This window comes from Undibacterium sp. CY21W (genome assembly GCF_014284265.1).
Lineage (GTDB): Bacteria > Pseudomonadota > Gammaproteobacteria > Burkholderiales > Burkholderiaceae_D > Undibacterium > Undibacterium aquatile.
Window position 1 is genome coordinate 110,562 of sequence record NZ_JACOGE010000002.1, and the last position, 17,245, is coordinate 127,806.

At 51.9% G+C, this 17,245-nt stretch carries 18 protein-coding genes; 11 read left to right on the plus strand and 7 right to left on the minus strand.

The annotated features are described in order from the left end of the window. Positions 1-35: 35 nt before the first annotated feature. The 4 genes from H8K29_RS05130 to H8K29_RS05145 form a co-directional block, all read right to left on the minus strand. Positions 36-1,181 (minus strand): cell division protein FtsQ, encoded by a 1,146-nt coding sequence (locus H8K29_RS05130; RefSeq protein ID WP_186896702.1) that lies wholly within the window; start codon positions 1,179-1,181, stop codon positions 36-38. A gap of 9 nt (positions 1,182-1,190) precedes the next feature. Next, on the minus strand, positions 1,191-2,588 hold the full coding sequence (locus H8K29_RS05135; protein ID WP_186896703.1) for an MBOAT family protein: 1,398 nt from the start codon (positions 2,586-2,588) through the stop codon (positions 1,191-1,193). Positions 2,589-2,608: 20 nt separating this feature from the next. Further along, positions 2,609-3,265 carry an alginate O-acetyltransferase AlgF gene (locus tag H8K29_RS05140; protein WP_186896704.1) on the minus strand — a complete coding sequence of 219 codons (657 nt, stop codon included), beginning with the start codon at positions 3,263-3,265 and terminating at the stop codon, positions 2,609-2,611. 123 nt (positions 3,266-3,388) lie between these two features. Continuing rightward, positions 3,389-4,048, minus strand: a complete 660-nt coding sequence (locus tag H8K29_RS05145) for an SGNH/GDSL hydrolase family protein (protein WP_186883212.1) — start codon at positions 4,046-4,048, stop codon at positions 3,389-3,391. Between the two features lie 395 nt (positions 4,049-4,443). Between H8K29_RS05145 and argF the strand changes: the two genes are divergently transcribed. The 3 genes from argF to H8K29_RS05160 all read left to right on the plus strand — a co-directional run bounded on the left by argF (position 4,444) and on the right by H8K29_RS05160 (position 7,030). Then, positions 4,444-5,358 (plus strand): ornithine carbamoyltransferase, encoded by a 915-nt coding sequence (gene argF / locus H8K29_RS05150; RefSeq protein ID WP_186896705.1) that lies wholly within the window; start codon positions 4,444-4,446, stop codon positions 5,356-5,358. A gap of 48 nt (positions 5,359-5,406) precedes the next feature. Next, positions 5,407-6,639, plus strand: a complete 1,233-nt coding sequence (locus H8K29_RS05155; protein WP_186883210.1) for an argininosuccinate synthase — start codon at positions 5,407-5,409, stop codon at positions 6,637-6,639. A 76-nt stretch (positions 6,640-6,715) separates the two neighbouring features. Next, a complete protein-coding gene (locus H8K29_RS05160; RefSeq protein ID WP_186896706.1) occupies positions 6,716-7,030 on the plus strand; it encodes a pyrimidine/purine nucleoside phosphorylase in 315 nt (104 codons plus the stop codon). A gap of 67 nt (positions 7,031-7,097) precedes the next feature. Here the strand turns inward: H8K29_RS05160 and murJ are convergent, their stop codons facing one another. Then, positions 7,098-8,651, minus strand: coding sequence for a murein biosynthesis integral membrane protein MurJ (gene murJ, locus H8K29_RS05165; protein ID WP_186896707.1), 1,554 nt, complete (start codon positions 8,649-8,651; stop codon positions 7,098-7,100). A gap of 102 nt (positions 8,652-8,753) precedes the next feature. Here murJ and H8K29_RS05170 point away from each other — a divergent pair, with 102 nt between their 5' ends. Next, entirely contained in the window at positions 8,754-9,842 is a 1,089-nt protein-coding gene (locus H8K29_RS05170) for a serine hydrolase (protein WP_186896708.1), read from the plus strand. A gap of 111 nt (positions 9,843-9,953) precedes the next feature. Here the strand turns inward: H8K29_RS05170 and H8K29_RS05175 are convergent, their stop codons facing one another. Next, entirely contained in the window at positions 9,954-10,427 is a 474-nt protein-coding gene (locus H8K29_RS05175; protein WP_186896709.1) for an Lrp/AsnC family transcriptional regulator, read from the minus strand. 206 nt (positions 10,428-10,633) lie between these two features. On the opposite strand from H8K29_RS05175, the gene kynB reads away from it, so the two are divergent. The 7 genes from kynB (at position 10,634) to H8K29_RS05210 (ending at position 16,117) form a co-directional block, all read left to right on the plus strand. Beyond that, positions 10,634-11,260 carry an arylformamidase gene (gene kynB, locus H8K29_RS05180; protein ID WP_186897134.1) on the plus strand — a complete coding sequence of 209 codons (627 nt, stop codon included), beginning with the start codon at positions 10,634-10,636 and terminating at the stop codon, positions 11,258-11,260. Positions 11,261-11,331: 71 nt separating this feature from the next. Beyond that, entirely contained in the window at positions 11,332-12,582 is a 1,251-nt protein-coding gene (gene kynU / locus H8K29_RS05185) for a kynureninase (RefSeq protein ID WP_186896710.1), read from the plus strand. 63 nt (positions 12,583-12,645) lie between these two features. Continuing rightward, entirely contained in the window at positions 12,646-13,500 is an 855-nt protein-coding gene (gene kynA / locus H8K29_RS05190) for a tryptophan 2,3-dioxygenase (protein WP_186896711.1), read from the plus strand. A gap of 255 nt (positions 13,501-13,755) precedes the next feature. After that, positions 13,756-14,013 carry a hypothetical protein gene (locus H8K29_RS05195; RefSeq protein WP_186896712.1) on the plus strand — a complete coding sequence of 86 codons (258 nt, stop codon included), beginning with the start codon at positions 13,756-13,758 and terminating at the stop codon, positions 14,011-14,013. 82 nt (positions 14,014-14,095) lie between these two features. Then, positions 14,096-14,722: a LysE family translocator gene (locus H8K29_RS05200; RefSeq protein ID WP_186883202.1), complete on the plus strand. Its 627-nt coding sequence runs from the start codon at positions 14,096-14,098 to the stop codon at positions 14,720-14,722. Between the two features lie 58 nt (positions 14,723-14,780). Further along, positions 14,781-15,389 carry a fumarylacetoacetate hydrolase family protein gene (locus H8K29_RS05205; RefSeq protein ID WP_186896713.1) on the plus strand — a complete coding sequence of 203 codons (609 nt, stop codon included), beginning with the start codon at positions 14,781-14,783 and terminating at the stop codon, positions 15,387-15,389. A gap of 140 nt (positions 15,390-15,529) precedes the next feature. After that, positions 15,530-16,117 (plus strand): DUF4124 domain-containing protein, encoded by a 588-nt coding sequence (locus H8K29_RS05210; protein WP_186896714.1) that lies wholly within the window; start codon positions 15,530-15,532, stop codon positions 16,115-16,117. 136 nt (positions 16,118-16,253) lie between these two features. On the opposite strand, the gene H8K29_RS05215 is transcribed toward H8K29_RS05210, so the two are convergent. After that, the gene (locus H8K29_RS05215) at positions 16,254-17,147 is read right to left on the minus strand and encodes an ankyrin repeat domain-containing protein (protein WP_186896715.1); all 894 of its coding nucleotides are present in this window, start codon (positions 17,145-17,147) and stop codon (positions 16,254-16,256) included. Positions 17,148-17,245 lie beyond the last annotated feature (98 nt).

Sequence of the window (17,245 nt, forward strand, 5' to 3'; positions counted from 1 at the left end):
TACGCTGACTTTTCCATTGAATTTTCAGCGTTGAATTACAGCTTGCCTTGCTTCAGGCTTTCCAGCCAGGCACGCTCTGAGGGCTTGAATGGCTTTTGCAACATGCGTTCTGGAATCTCCCACACTACGACTTTTGGCGGTTCCTGCTGCAATGCTTTGCTGTGCAGATAGGCTGAGGCGGAACCGTCAAAATCGCCGCCATCTTTGGCCAGATTCGCTACCGGTGCCGCCAGATGCTGACTCAGAAACGGCACAAAATTACCGCGCAAGCTGAATGAGGTGCCGATTAAAGCCACCGCAGGCAATCCGCCGTCACCAAACAAATCGTCGCTGTTATTCGCGACTGGTGCCACGGTACTGGTCGCGGTCCTTTCAATTGCGGGACGTAAAGCAGCCGGTAATCCATCCAGATTGGCGACACGGAATAAATCCCCCATGCGCTCTGCGATCACGGTCTTCACCGCACCTGCAGGAAGCTCTGCATTGAACTTATCAACCAGGCCAGCACTTTGTAAATGCTTTGCAATCGCCGCCGCCGCTGCATTCGCACCTGCCTCACTCCAGTGCGAATCGGTCCGGTAATAACGCTCACCACTGAAAGTGTTCAGAGCAGGATACAGATCGATCACCTCAACCTGTTTTGCACGTAAAGCCTTAATCCAGTCATCGCCACGTTGGGCAAAGCCCGCTGGCCGATGCAGGCCACACAGGTGCTGCTGTTCTACCCGCGACTTATCCGGAACGACTGCCACCACCAGTTGCACGCCTTGCTTTTTCAGGCTCTGCGCAATCTGTCCGACCATGTATGCGCGCGCATTTGCATTCTGTGCGCCGCCGTCAAATGTCGTCAGCTCTTCCTGTAAAAAAAACCAACCGTCACAACCGACACGCACATTCGGGCCAGCATCGCGTGCAAGATTCCATCGAACCGCCCGCTCAAATTTGGCAAATGTTTTACTCCATGAAAAATGTTCATTGAGCTGCGTCGTAAACATCCGCGTCGCTTCACCCTGAACAATCTTCTGCACGTCCCCCATCTCTCGCCACTTCTGCAATGGCACTTCTTGCAAAGACGATACCGTCGCAACCAGGCCAGCAGCAAGTATCGCCGCAAACGACAAGGCAGGCACATAGCGCCATGCCCCGGCTTTTTTTGCGTCAAAGGAAAAAGATTCGCTCATGTTTCCCTCTTAAAACTGGAAGTACAAAAATGGAATTGCCTTTTGCCCGGCCAGCACGATCACTGCATAAGCGAAGGTAAGCACAGGCCAGACCATACTCCAGCTCATAATACCGAGACCACCCTGTTTCGCTATCCGGGTCGCAGGATAAACCACGCAAGTCAGACCTATCACAAAGGTCAGCAAAATACCGGGACGCAAAGCCAGAATAATTTCATCACCGATACTCATACCGTTTAAACCAAGTTGCCCCGCCCACATGTCGAGCGCATTGTCGAAACCTGCGGCACGGAAGATCGTCCAGGCAAACATCACCGCCAACAAAGTCAGGCTGCGCGAAGCGAAATTCGGCATAGACCAGCCACGTTGAGTAAAGGCGCGATCGCAGCACAGCGCGCTACCGTGAATGATGCCCCAGATCAGATAATTCCAGTTATCACCACCGTGCCATAAACCACCGATTGCCATCGTCAGCATCAGATTCACATAGGTGCGGATTTTTCCCTGACGATTACCGCCGAGGCTGATGTAAAGATAATCCCGTAACCATGACGACAGGGTCATGTGCCAGCGCCGCCAGAAATCCTGTATCGACACCGCAAGATACGGGTTATTGAAATTTTCCTCAAAATGAAAACCCAGCATCAGCCCGAGGCCAATCGCCATTGCGCTATAACCGGCGAAATCAAAATACAGTTGAAACGTATAGGCGATACAGCCAACCCAGGCATCGCCAAAGCCGGGATTTTTCAAGCCAAACGCCAGTGCCACCACCGGTGCCAGCGTATCGGCAATCAAGACCTTCATCGAAAAACCAATCATGAAACGACGTGCGCCAAGCGTGAATTTTTCAAATGAAAAAACACGTTCGCGCAGTTCTTTGTCGATCACTTTATAACGGACGATGGGGCCGGCAATCAGATGCGGGAACATCGCCATATACGCACTGAAAGAAATAAAGCTGTACTGTGCGGGTACGGTCTTGCGACGCACATCCACGATATACGAAATCGCATGTAATACCGTGAAAGACAAACCGATCGGCAGCATCAGGTTTTCCCACGGTATGACGGGCATCTGCCGCCCCGTTAGTATGGTGTTCAGCGACGACACCACCATGTTGGTGTATTTGTACCAGACCAGCGACGCCAGATTCAACACTATGGTTGCCGCCATCAGCCGTGTTTTCAGGCGTTCATCATTGGTTCGGTCAATCAGGATCGCAGCACCCCATGCAAGGATGGTCAGCGCAATAATCAACAGCAGAAATTTAGGCGTCCACCATGCATAAAACAGCCAGCTGCCAAACAACAAAGTGTGATTGCGATACTGCTGCGGTGTGACCAGATACAGCGCAAAAAACAGAGGCAGAAATAGCGTCAGAAACTCAAGAGAAGCGAATACCATGAGAAAAATCCTGATTCAGATCAGGAAGTGGAATCGCGTACAAAAAAAGTCTGACGACCTTTTTTCGCAGGAATCACGATAATGCTGTAGCGTTCACCCGCTTGCAATTGCGACATATCGACCGCTGCACCAGCAGCATCAGCGCCACAATTCGCCTGCACTGTCAGCGCCACGGGGTTCACCAGACGGCGTTGTGTTGTGGCTGGTTTAACGCCTTCAAAAATCGTCGCGGCCTTGGCACCACCTGTCAGCGAGGCGGCAGCGCAACTGCTATCAACATTCATCAGAGAAATAGAAGAACGCATGGCATTGAAATCCGTTGGCGCTTCGCGCACCAGCATACTTTCAAGCGCCGTTCCTTTATTCAGGATGGTGACAGTAATAAATTCACCCGGCTTCGCCACAACTTCCACATTGGTTTTAGCGGCACCGACTTGCACACTGGCCTTCAGTTTATCGCCGGCCTTGACCGGATAAAACCGCGAAACACGGCTCTCATTTTTAACATCCAGACTCACTTTAGCCGCGCCGTTGACGACAAGCGCCTTATCGCTGCTGGCATTCAGAAAGCGCACGAAGGATGAATCCTGACCAGGTCCGGTTTCATACAAAGGATTATCTGCGTAAGCGCTCAGAGACAAGACGGAAGCCAGGCAAGTAAGGATAATTTTTTTCATTTTGATGAATCAGTCTATGCGGTCAAAGACAAAGCCGACAATACAAACAGGCATCATGCCAGCCAAAAACACCCGTGCGCCACAGATAAAAATCTGGTGGCGCACGGCCGGTCAATCTGGATATTAACGTTTGATTGAATTCAGAATCGCAGGTGTGGCGATCGCATTACCGATCGCACTGCCCCAGGATTTATAGCCAGCACCGTCGAAATGCTGACCGTCAATCGTGCCCCATTCGCCAGGTTTAGACAGGCTGAGTGAATCGATATAAGTGCATGGCGCCACGATCTCAGACAGGTAACCAGACATTTCTTTGGCACGGGCATAAGTTTTATTGAATTTGCCGCCTTCAGTACCCCAGGCCGGGCCAACCCAGACGCAACTCACATTGTTATTTTTGACGCCTTTAGTCAGACGGGAAACCTGTTGCCAGACCCAGTTTTTTTGCAGTTCTGGCTGAGAATACGACGCCATCGTATCGCCATTCACCACAACCACCAGATTTGGTTTGTAGGTTTTGACCAGTTCATTGAACGGACGCGTCATTGCATCCTGCCCGGTTTTCACTTCAACCGGACCATCTTTCAGACGAACAGCACCGCCGCAAGAAGACTGGCTCTTTACCATCCAGTCACCGGCGGCGACGCCGCAGGCACCGAAAGAATAGACGACGGCACCTTTATTCATCAGATCATCGTGCAAAGTCGTGATCAGATAATCTGGTGTGGACATATGGCTATCGCCAATAATCAGGACGGTCAGTCCGGCTAAAAGTGCACTCATAATAATTAATCCGGGTAAATGTTGTTCAATACAAATGATCTGCCAGCTCAAATGCCAGTCAGATTAACGACGAATTCTCTGAAGAAACAAATTCTACAATCAGAGGCATTATAAATAGCTTACCGAGAACCAATGATGTCAGAACAATAAGATTATCAAGTAGAGTTACTTTTTTTTACTAATTCACGAAAATTAACAATTCCGTACGCAATCAAACAACATTTCAATATCGCAACAACAAAGCTGATTTCTCGCAAATAAATGTCAAAAGCGCCCACAAATTAATTTTCAAACCCGCCATTTTCTGAATTTAATATGGGAAAGCCGCTTTAATCCTTTATAATGAAGCAGTTATAACAGGCGGCGGCAAGCTTCACTTGCTGCCGGTTTTATTTATGGCTATCAAACACTTCCTGCAATTTTCCGATTTCACGCTGATCGAATTTGAATATGTGATGCAACGTGCGCGCATCATCAAACAACGGTTCAAAGCTTATCAGACCTATCACCCTCTGCTCGACAGAACGCTGGTGATGGTTTTCGAGAAAAATTCCACCCGTACCCGTCTGTCGTTTGAAGCTGGCATGCATCAGCTCGGCGGTGCGGCAATTTATCTGAATACGCGTGACAGTCAGCTTGGTCGAGGCGAACCTGTCGAAGACGCAGGTCAGGTCATGTCCCGTATGTGCGACATCATCATGATCCGCACATTCGAACAAGAGATGATAGAAAAATTCGCGGCCAATTCGCGCGTCCCCGTCATCAATGGTTTAACCAACCAGCACCATCCTTGCCAGGTACTGGCCGACGTGTTTACCTACATCGAACATCGCGGTTCTATCACGGGTAAAAAAGTCGCGTGGATAGGCGATGCGAACAACATGCTGTATTCGTGGTTGCAGGCCGCCCAGATATTCAATTTCCATCTGCATATTTCGACACCCAAAGGCTATGACATGGATATGTCGCTGGTCAGCGCCGATCCATCGCAGTACACCTTGTTCGACAATCCATCTGATGCCTGTGCCGGAGTTGATCTGGTGAATACTGATGTCTGGACCAGCATGGGTTACGAAGCCGAAAATCAGGCGCGTCTGCAAGCATTTGACGGCTGGATTGTGGATGAAGAAAAAATGGCACGCGCCAATGCGGATGCGCTGTTCATGCACTGTCTGCCTGCTCATCGCGGCGAAGAAGTATCAGCTGGCGTGATCGATGGCCCGCAGTCTGTGGTCTGGGATGAAGCAGAAAACCGTCTGCACGTACAAAAAGCTTTATTAGAATATCTGGTTGTTGGCGAAATCAGCTAAGCCGGATCAAGCACACACCGTTTTAAATAGACATTTTGAAAGCACACTATGAGCGATATTAAAAAAGTCGTCCTCGCCTATTCTGGCGGTCTGGATACCTCTGTCATTCTGAAATGGCTGCAAGACAATTATCAATGCGAAATCGTGACCTTCACTGCCGATCTGGGCCAGGGTGAAGAGCTGGAACCGGCACGTGCCAAAGCGATCAAATTCGGCATCAAGCCGGAAAACATTTACATCGATGACGTGCGTGAAGAATTCGTGCGCGATTTCGTTTTCCCTATGTTCCGTGCCAACACAATTTACGAAGGTGAATACCTGCTCGGCACATCGATTGCCCGTCCGTTGATCGCCAAACGCCTGATCGAAATCGCCAAAGAAACCGGTGCCGATGCGATCTCGCACGGTGCGACTGGCAAAGGTAATGATCAGGTTCGTTTCGAACTCGGTGCTTATGCGCTGATGCCGGGCGTGAAGATCATTGCACCATGGCGTGAATGGGATTTATTGTCCCGCGAAAAACTGATGAAATATGCAGAAGACGCAGGCATAGAAATCGACCAGAAACACAAAAATGGCGGCGCACCGTATTCCATGGATGCGAATCTGCTGCACATCAGTTTTGAAGGTCGCCACCTGGAAAACCCAAGTGCTGAAGCCGAAGAATCGATGTGGCGCTGGACAGTCAGCCCGGAAGCTGCACCAGATGCGCCAGAATATCTGGACATCGAATTCGAGCGCGGCGACATCGTCGCCCTGAATGGCAAACGCTTGTCGCCAGCGGCGGTGCTGACTGAATTGAACCGTCTGGGTGGTAAACACGGTATCGGTCGTCTCGATCTGGTGGAAAACCGCTATGTCGGTATGAAATCCCGTGGTTGCTACGAAACGCCAGGCGGTACCATCATGCTGCGTGCGCATCGTGCGATTGAATCGATCACACTGGATCGCGAAGTCGCGCATCTGAAAGATGATCTGATGCCACGTTACGCCAGCATGATTTACAACGGCTACTGGTGGGCGCCAGAGCGTATCGCTCTGCAAACCCTGATCGACCAGACGCAGCAAACGGTCAATGGCTGGGTACGCGTCAAGCTGTACAAAGGCAATGTGATCACCGTATCGCGTGACTCCAAAACAGATTCTCTGTTCGACATGAACATTGCTACTTTTGATGAAGACGGCGGCGCTTACAATCAGGCGGATGCTGGTGGCTTCATCAAGCTCAACGCATTGCGTATGCGTATTGCAGCAAATGCCCGCGCAAAACGCGGTCAGTAATCAGGAAATACACCCGCTTTTATCAATGCAACTCAGCCCGCTTTTTATGCGGGCTGTTTTTTTGGAACAGAACAACATGACAACTCAATTCGATCAGGTCAGCGTCGTAAAAAAAGCGAATATTTACTTCGACGGCAAATGCGTTTCCCACACAGTATTGCTGGCTGACGGCACAAAAAAAACCATAGGTGTGATTTTCCCATCCAGCCTGGTATTCAATACAGGTGCGGCTGAAATCATGGAACTGAACGCAGGCAAATGCCGCATCCGCGTCAAAGGCAACAGCGAATGGTCAGTGTATGAAGGCGGCCAGCAATTCCAGGTACCAGCCAATTCCAGTTTTGAAATCGAAACGCTGGAAACCCTCGATTACGTTTGCCATTTCATCTGATCAGCCTTCCGCTGAATCAAAATAAAAGGGATGCCGCGGCATCCCTTTTTTATTACGATCATCAACATCAGACCTTCGCTGTTTTCCGGAAATCTTTGGGGCGGAACCCCATCACCGCCAGCGCACCGAAATACGCGGAAGCGGATACCAGGATCAATACGAACAAAGCGCCTGCGCGCAATAGCGGCGTCTGTTTCATCGCCAACCAGTGTATCTGATCCGACATCCACGACGACACCGCCGCCATCAGCATTAATGCGGCAGCCAGTTTGATCAGGAACATCAGCCAGCCTTTTTGCGGATGGAAAATACTGCGGCGGCGCAAGCCGATAAACAGCAATAAGGCATTAACGCAAGCGCCCAGCCCGACCGATAAAGCCAGACCGGCATGCGCGAACAAAGGCACAAACACCAGATTCAGCAATTGCGTCGCAATCATCACGGTCAGCGCGATTTTGACTGGCGTGCGTATATCCTGCCGTGCGTAAAAGCCCGGTGCCAGAATTTTCACCACGATCAGACCAATCAGGCCGATGCCATAAGAAATCAAGGCATGCGAGGTCATCTGCACCGCATGATCGTCAAATTTGCCATGATGGAACAAGGTAGCGGTCAGCGCTTCGGGTATCGTTGCCAGCGCCACTGCGGCGGGCATCGCCAGCAGGAACGTCAGGCGTAAGCCCCAATCGAGCAATGCCGAATACTCGGTGGTATCGCCATCGGCATTGGCCTTCGACAAGCCCGGCAGCAAGATCGTGCCTAAGGCCACACCGAGCAGCGCGGTTGGAAATTCCATTAACCTATCTGCGCTGGCCAGCCAGCTGGTGCTGCCAGCAACCATTTTGGAGGCCAGACTGGTGTTGATCAGAATACTGATCTGCGACGCCGAGACGGCCAATATTGCTGGCAGCATATTGCGCACAATGCGGCGCACGCCTTCGTCTTGCCATGCGGTATGCGGCCGCCAGCCTATGCGTGGCAGCATGCCGATTTTGACCAGAGCCGGTATCTGGATCGCCATTTGCAGCACGCCGCCGACGAAAACCGCAATCGCCAGCGCATAGATCGGTTGCTCAAGAAAACGTGACAGCCACAAAGAACCTGCAATCGAGGTCAGGTTATAAATCACCGGCGTAAAAGCGGGTATTTTGAATTCGCGCCAGGTATTTAAAATGCCGCCAGCCAGCGCCACCATCGACATGAAACCGATGTAAGGGAACATGATGCGCGTCATCACCACGCTGGCGTTAAATACGTCCGGCCGGTCAAGCAAACCGTTCGCCGCCACATATAAAATCACCGGCGCACCGACAATGCCAGCCGCGCAGGTCAGCAGCAAAGCCCAGGTCAGCAAGGTCGCGACATGATCGACCAGCGCCTTCGTCGCTTCTTCGCCCTGTCTGACTTTATATTCGGCCAGAATCGGCACAAAGGCTTGCGCGAACGCGCCTTCGGCAAATAAACGGCGTAAAAGATTCGGAATACGGAACGCGATATTGAATGCATCGGACAGTGCATTCGCACCGAACTGGCTGTTAATCAGAATGTCGCGCGCCAGGCCTGTAATACGCGACAACATCGTCATGCCGCTGATAGAAGCAAGAGTTTTGAGTAAATTCATGGTGCGGCATTATATCGCGACACCTATCCTGCACTGCACATTCTTCCGTTTTTACCGTGATTTGTTACACTGCGGATTCTGATCTGTTCCCGGAGTAGAGCTATGCCCCGCCTCTGTCACATTAGTCACTTCCTGCGCAGTAGCGCCCTCATCGTTCTGAGTCTGTTGAGTTCTCTATCTGCCCAGAATGTCGCGGCAAAACAGCCTGGTGCGCTGGAAACCGCCGCCAGCCAGTTGTTTGCCAGCGGTTTCCGCGGCGCGATACTGGCAGCGCGCGGTGATCGCATTCTGCTGCAAAAAAGCAGCGCCGACTTTGGCGATCTGCAACGTACTTTCCGTTTCGCCTCAATCACCAAGCAAATGACCGCGATACTGATACTGCAGGAAGTGGATGCTGGACGTTTGCAACTCGATCAGCCGCTGGGAAAGTATTGGCCAGATTATCCGAATCCGCAGGCGCGCCAGATCACGCTGCGGCAACTGTTGACGCATTATTCCGGCCTGTACAATGAAAACGCCGAGCCTACGTTTCACATGCGCAATGCCAATAATGGCGACAACATGCAGGCCTTCGCGAGCGGCATCTGCGCAGGACCAATGAAGAGTGCGCCCGGCAGCACGTTTGATTACAACAACTGCGACTATCTGTTGCTCGGCGCGCTGCTGGAAAAAATCAGCGGTCAGCCATTTGCCCAATTACTGCAACAGCGCCTGTTCCAGCCTTCAGGTATGAAAAGCGCCGGTATGTACAACGCCGCGATGCCGGACAACCCGGCGCATGTGCACGGCATGCTGGGTGGGAAAGCCGAACCGGAAGTGAATTTCGCCAGTTACGGCGCGGCAGGTTCATCGTATGGCACGCTGCAAGACTTGCTGGCGTTTGACCGCGCCTTCATTGCAGGCAAACTGCTGTCGTCTGCCGCCCGCGCTGACATGCTGAAACCGAATGCCACCGGCGGCGCGCTCGGCGTCTGGGTCTATCCTTTCAAAGGCGCTGATGAGCGCAAACCGACCACTATCGTCGAGCGCCAGGGTTGGATTGCCGGTGTGCGGATACTGAATCTGCTCGACCTCCAAAACGGCAATATCCTGATCCTCGTCAGCACCAACGGCGACCTTGATCTGACCCAGACCTGGAACAATCAGGGCCCGGCAGCAGAAATCCTGAAAGCGCTGTTACAGAGTAAATAAGCCTGTCAAACGGCTTCCAGAGGCAAAAATATACTCCCGGGAGTATATTTAAAAGCCCTTTGTTTATGCTGAGAATAAGGCAAAAATCAAAGATACTCCCCTGAAATTGCCTTATTCTGCGAGCAAAGCAGTGTCAATCTGCTGGGTATCTTTCAGTGTCTGCAAAACGATGTTCGAACGAATATCCAGCACACCAGTGGTTTTGTAGAGGCGTTCAAGGACGAAGCTGGAATAGTGTTTCAGATTGCGGGCGCGCACGCGCAGCAGGTAATTGGCGTCGCCGGTGATGATGTAGGAACCGGTCACTTCCGGCCACTGCTGCAATGCCTGCGAAAAACTCTCATGCCATTGTTCGACATCGCGCCGCATCGTCACCTGCACAAACGCATCCACTTCCAGCCCGACTTTTTCGGTGTCGATCACGGCGCAATAATGATGAATCACGCCAGCCTCTTCCAGCATACGCACCCGCCGCAGACAGGATGAAGGCGACAGAAACACTTTGTCCGCCAACTCCTGATTGCTGATACGGCCATCGGTTTGCAGGTAATCGAGAATTTTCAGATCGGTCGCGTCGAGTTGCATGGTTTTCCTGTTTTCTGGTGCATTTGCGCGATGCACAAACGCACATTCGCAATTTCCGTCAAATAACCTTCATTTATTCGCAGTATATTCTAGCGATACCGTTTTTGATATTGTGATTTGCAACAATTATTCAGGCAATCCGGCATAAAATCTCTGCCTGTTCTGTTGAGGAGTTTGCTATGTCTGATCTGTCTAAGCTGCCTGAAATGCCCCACCTGTGGGACATCACACCGGCGATACAGCCGGGGATTCCGGTCTGGCCGGGCGACAGTGCTTACAGCGCGGAAACCACCTGGCAAATTGCCGACGGCTGCCCGGTCAAAGTCAGCAAGATCACGATGTCCACCCACACCGGCGCGCATTGCGATGCGCCTTCGCATTACGATGTCGATGGTAAATCTATCGACCAGGTCGCACTCGATACGTATATCGGTGCCTGCCGCGTGATTCATAGTCTGGGCGTGGTACAGGTTTTACCGGAACACGTCAGCGACTATCTGCACAATCTGCCGCCACGCGTGTTATTCCGCACCTATCTGCAGGCACCGCTGATGCAATGGGATGCGGATTTCCCGAGTATTGCCCCGGCAACTATCGATCTGCTGGCGCAGCATGGTGTCAGGCTGATCGGCATCGACAGCCCTTCTTTCGATCCGCAGGAATCCAAAACGCTGGATGCACATCTGCGCATGAAGCAGCATCAGATGGCGATTCTGGAAGGCATCGTTCTTGATGAAGTGCCGGAGGGCGATTACGAACTGATCTGCCTCCCCTTAAAACTCGCCGGACTCGATGCCAGCCCGGTGCGGGCGGTACTCAGGGCGCTGCGATAAATCCACACGATAATCGACGCAAAAAAACACGAACGCATCAACACGCTCACTATTATTTTCAGGAGATGAATATGACCTTAGCCCACAGCCGCGCAGCCTGCGAGCAACTTGATCGACAAGACCCGCTGGCCGCGTTACGCAACGAATTTATCCTGCCGGACGGCGTGATTTACCTCGACGGTAATTCACTCGGCGCGCGCCCGAAAGCATCGCTGCAAAGAGCGCAGGAAGTGATCGCGCAAGAATGGGGCACCGATCTGATCAAAAGCTGGAATAAAGCGGGCTGGTTTGATCTGCCGTCGACGTTGGGAAATCAGCTTGCACCGCTGATCGGCGCAGAAGCAGAAGAAGTGGTCGTCACCGATTCGACTTCCATTAACCTTTTCAAAGCCATCAGCGCGGCGTTGCAGATGCAGTCTGGCGACGCGCAACGCAAAGTCATCATCACCGAACGCAGTAATTTCCCTACCGATATTTACATGGCCGAGGGTATCACCCGCTGGCTGGATCGCGGCTATCAGATACAACTGATAGATTCGCCCGACGAATTGCCTGCGGTGATCAATGAAAAGACCGCGCTGGTGATGCTGACGCATGTGAATTACCGCACCGGCTATCTGCACGACATGCGCGCGGTGACCGCCCTGATTCATCAGCATGGCACGCTGGCCTTATGGGATCTGGCGCATTCCGCCGGTGCGGTACCGGTGGAACTGAATGCAGCGCAGGCCGATTTCGCGGTTGGCTGCACGTATAAATATCTGAACGGCGGCCCCGGTGCCCCGGCGTTTATCTGGGTACCGCAACGCCATCAGGCCGCATTTCAACATCCATTATCAGGCTGGTGGGGACATGCAAGCCCATTCGCGATGCAGCCGCATTTTGAACCAACCGCGAGTATCCGCCGCGCGCTGTGCGGTACGCAGCCGATGGTCTCGCTGGCGCTGGTCGGCTGTGGTCTCGATATCTTCGGCAAAACCACGATGCAGGCGATACGCGAAAAATCACTGGCATTGACCGATTTATTCATCGCACTGGTTGAAAGCCAGTGTGCGGCACATCCGCTGGAACTAGTCACGCCGCGTCAACATCCGCAGCGCGGCAGTCAGGCAAGTTTCCATCATCCGCATGCTTACGCAATTATCCAGGCCTTGATAGAACGCGGCGTAATCGGCGACTACCGCGAGCCCGGCATCATGCGTTTTGGATTCACACCTTTGTACGTGCGTTATGTCGATGTGTGGGACGCCGTTGCCAGCTTGCGCGATATCCTTGATCGCGAAGATTACGATCTGCATGCCAAACGCCATGCCGTGACCTGATCACAGCGGCAATACCGAAACTGAGCAGACCAAGCAACAGCAACGATAAAAAAGAGGAACACAATGAGTAACGACAATACCAGCGCAGGCAAATGCCCGATGTCATGGCATGGCGCGCAGATGGATTTTTCGAATGACATGAGCTACGGCGATTATCTGGGGCTGGATCAGATACTGACGGCGCAACATCCGCGCTCGCCGAATCATAATGAAATGCTGTTTATCGTCCAACACCAGACCAGCGAACTCTGGATCAAGCTGATGCTGCACGAGCTGCATGCCGTTCGGGTACAGATACGCAATAATGATTTGCCGCCCGCATTCAAAATGCTGTCACGCGTGGCCCGCATCATGGATCAACTGGTACATGCCTGGGATGTGTTGGCAACGATGACGCCTAGTGAATACACGGCGATCCGCCCTTATCTTGGCGCCTCGTCCGGTTTTCAATCGCATCAGTACCGCGAACTGGAATACCTGCTCGGCAATAAGAATGCGGCTTTACTGAGCGTGCACGAAAGCAAACCGGCGATCCATGCCACGCTGAGCGATGCGCTGCATACGCCATCGATTTACGATGAAGCCATCATGCTGATGGCACGTCAGGGTCTGGTGATCGACGCTGAGCGCTTGCAAGCCGACTGGACACAATCGACGACATCCAACGAATCCGTCAAAGCCGCATGGCTGCAAGTCTATCGTGCGCCGGAACAGCACTGGTCTTTATATGAGCTGGCAGAAAAGCTGGTCGATATGGAAACCGCATTCCGCATCTGGCGCTTCCGTCATGTGACAACGGTAGAACGCATTATCGGCTTCAAAACCGGCACCGGCGGCACGGCTGGCGTCAGCTATCTGCGCAAAATGCTGGATGTCGTGCTGTTTCCGGAATTATTCGCCCTGCGCACTGCGCTGTAAGCATGAGTGCCTGTCAAACCTGACTCAAGAATCAAGTCATAACATCCTGGCTGCCCCCTCTCTCGCAGCGGCTTGCTAGGATGTTGATGCCGCGCAATCTTTGTGCCCTTGATGGATTTATAATGTGAGCGTGTTTCCCGGATACCCACTTATTGAATATCCATCCCGTTACAGCAATCTTATTACCATCACCAGTTGCATGATGAATGTCCAACAGTAAGAGGGCATAAGAACGATGTCGCGGCTGGATTGATTATGGAGTCTGACATGCACCGCCACGGTATTACCGCTATTCCTGATTTCCCCGCGTCTGCCACACCGCTGACCGGTATCGACAATATTGACGCTCAGCGCCACGATCTGCGCACTGCAGCGTATGTAGAAACAGCAATCCGCCTGCAACAAAGCCACGGCACCAGTTGCGCACTGGAATACCTGCAGGCCAATGATGTCGATCCAGTCACCAGTGGTCGTGTTCTGACCCATCCGGAAAGACGCCGCCACTCTCTGTAATTTCGGCATGACATCAGATACCCGGTTGAAGGCAAATCGCAGATAATGTTGATTTGCCTGTGTACTTTTTCCGGACGACGCCATGCTGACTTTACAAACCGCACTGACTTTCTTTGGTATTTCAATTTTGCTGGGACTGACGCCCGGCCCCGATAACCTGTTCGTGCTGATGCAATCGGCAACGCAGGGACGCAAAGCAGGCATGCTGGTCGTCTTCGGTCTCAGTAGCGGCATCATCGTCCACACCTGCGCCATTGCGATGGGGCTGGCCGCTCTGTTTGCCGCCTCGGCAACCGCATTTCTTGTTCTCAAATTCGTCGGTGCAGCTTATCTTGCGTATCTGGCGTGGGGCGCATTTCATGCTCCGGTCGGCGATACTGCCGGCAACAGCGCGCCTGTCATGCGTCCGGCACAACTGTATTTGCGCGGCATCATCATGAACCTGACGAATCCTAAAGTCGTGTTATTTTTCCTCGCGTTGCTGCCGCAGTTTGTATCGGCGGAACGTGGTGCGATAGCGCCGCAGTTTTTTCAGCTTGGTGCTATTTTCATCGTCGCGACGCTGATCACCTTTGGCGGCATCGCCTGGTTCGCCGCCAGTGTCGGTCAGCGTTTACGCCGCTCGGCACAAGCACAGCGCTGGCTCAATCGCAGCGCGGCGACTGTGTTTGCCTTACTGGCAGCCAAACTCGCGTTGGCGCAACGCTGAGAAAGTTTCTTGCATCAATCAAACTGCTCGCTTTGACGACAGAAATTCAGGATTAAACATGCATACCGTAATACGCGAAAATCAGGCCGTCGTGCCATCCAAAATCGTCTGCGCCGGCCGCAATTATGTCGAGCATATCGCCGAACTCGATAATGAAGTTCCGACGGAACCCGTGATTTTTGTTAAACCAAATTCGGCTCTGTCTGACGAACTGCGCTCGGATGGCGACGATATTCATTACGAAGGTGAAATCAGCTTCCTGCTGCACAATGGCAAGATCGATGCGGTCGGCTTCGGCCTCGATCTGACCCGCCGCGCGGTGCAGACCAGCCTGAAAAAACAAGGCTTACCGTGGGAACGGGCAAAAGCATTTGATGGCTCGGCAGTGTTCAGCCGCTTCGTGCGCTTTGACGGCAATCTGGAAGCACTGCGACTGGAACTGCTGATAAACGGACAGCTCGTGCAGCATGGCGGCACACCGCTGATGCTGTTCAAGCCGCTGCAATTGCTGGCATCGATACAGAGTTTTATGAGTCTCAATGATGGCGACATCCTGATGACGGGCACACCGAAAGGTGTGGGACCAGTACAGCGCGGCGCAATTTTCACCGGCAGGATTTATTCCGGCGACCGCCTGCTGGTTGAACAGCAATGGACCGCGTTGTAATCATACAAAAAAAATAAACCATCACTTTGTAACAAATATTTTACAATACCCCTCGATAAAATATTTGTCTCCCGCCGCTGAATTGCTGGTCAAAAAAACGCGGGAACAATTCATTACCTTTATTTTTGACTGGAGTATTCATGCTCAACCCGGTTGTCTGTTTTTCTGTTGTGCTTATCCTGCTCGCACCGCTATCGGCACACGCTGATTTAAAAAAATGTGTCAGCAGTTCCGGTACGGTTACCTACACAGATCAACCTTGTGCCAGCAAAGCAGGCGAATCAGTCAAGGAAGTCCGTGACGATGCGGCATTAAAGAAAATCAGCTCACGCATCAAAGAACAGGATGTGGGGAAAAGTTGCTGGCAACTGTCGCATCGCTATTCACAATGCAACGTCGCTGTTGAGCATTTGCTGATGTCGAATTTCCGCGAAAACTGCAGTATCCCGATGAGTCAGTTCGAGCGCGAACGGGCCAAGGAGAATTCACGTTCAAGAAATTATCGTGAAGAACAAGAAGGAAATGATCTTGAATACAACCATCGCTATACCAGCAAAAGCCGCGATGTACTTGAATGTGATGGTCTGCAAAGAAATATGTGGGATTTTCTGAAATCCACATTCAACGACAAGATCAGCCAGCAAGACGCAAAAGCCATCGATTACAAACTGCAAGCAGCTCCTGCAGACGGGCGCGATCCCGTCATTCTGAAACGTAATAAGCATTAAGCGTCACAGATACTACTACTGCAAAACCACCTTAAAAAGAGCCTAAAAAAATAGCTTCATACACAGCCAGTAGCGCGTATGAAGCTATTTTTTTATGAAGCTTTTTTTATAAAACTTTTTTCACTGACGTCGGATTTTACAAACGGTCAATCACGCTCACATTGTGATAACGGTAATTGTCACGCGCTTCGATGGCGAGATCTTTAGGCGTATTGCCGTCTTCATCTCTGACAGTCACCGGGGCACCGGCGGCCAGCAAGGTATCCACCACATTATTTGACTGTGCCGTCATCGCCGCAAAATGCAATGCAGTTCTGCCTTTTTTATCCGTGAGATAAACCGAGGCCGAATTGCGCAATAACTCGGCAACGATATCGTTCTTCCCCTCTTTGGCCGCGTAATGCAGGGGCGTCATTCCCAGCGCATCTTTGGCGTCAATATCGGCACCCGCACCCGCCAGCACACTGATTGCTTTAACGCTGGCGTAATGTATGGGAACACGCCCGACATTATCCGGCTCATTCATGTTCAGGCCCTTGGCCACCAACAGCGCCAGCACTTTATTATCCATGCCGCCTTGCGCAGCGATATGCATCAGGGTTTTACCGTCACGGCTACGTTCGGCCGGATTTAATCCCAGCCCCAGAAAATACTCTATCCGGTCGCCCTGCGCCCGCATCGCCACGGACTGCAGCAAAGTCATGTCGCGCATGATGCCGATGTCTTTCGGTTCAGCGCCATTCGCCACGATCCATTTCAGGCTATCCAGTGAAGCGCTACCAGCAACGTCGTATAAGAGCCGGTTCATGCGGGCGGTTCCCGCTTTTCTGGCGACATCAGCGAGATTGCTGCGCTCGTTGTTATTATCGATTAAACCTTGCTCAAGAAAGATGGATTGCAACTCCATACGCAGCGGTGCTGATTGCGCCATCCTGCGATTATTAGTCGCACACCATGCCATCAAGCTGACCAGAATCAAAACGATGAAGATTCTTGCCCACACCATGCCACGAGAAGCCTTACCACTCATTCGTACTCCGTCACGAAAAATTACAAAATAGATATGGCCTATTTTACTGAGTTTTATTTTTAGTGAGGGCATTTTCTGATGTCTCACAATGACGGGAC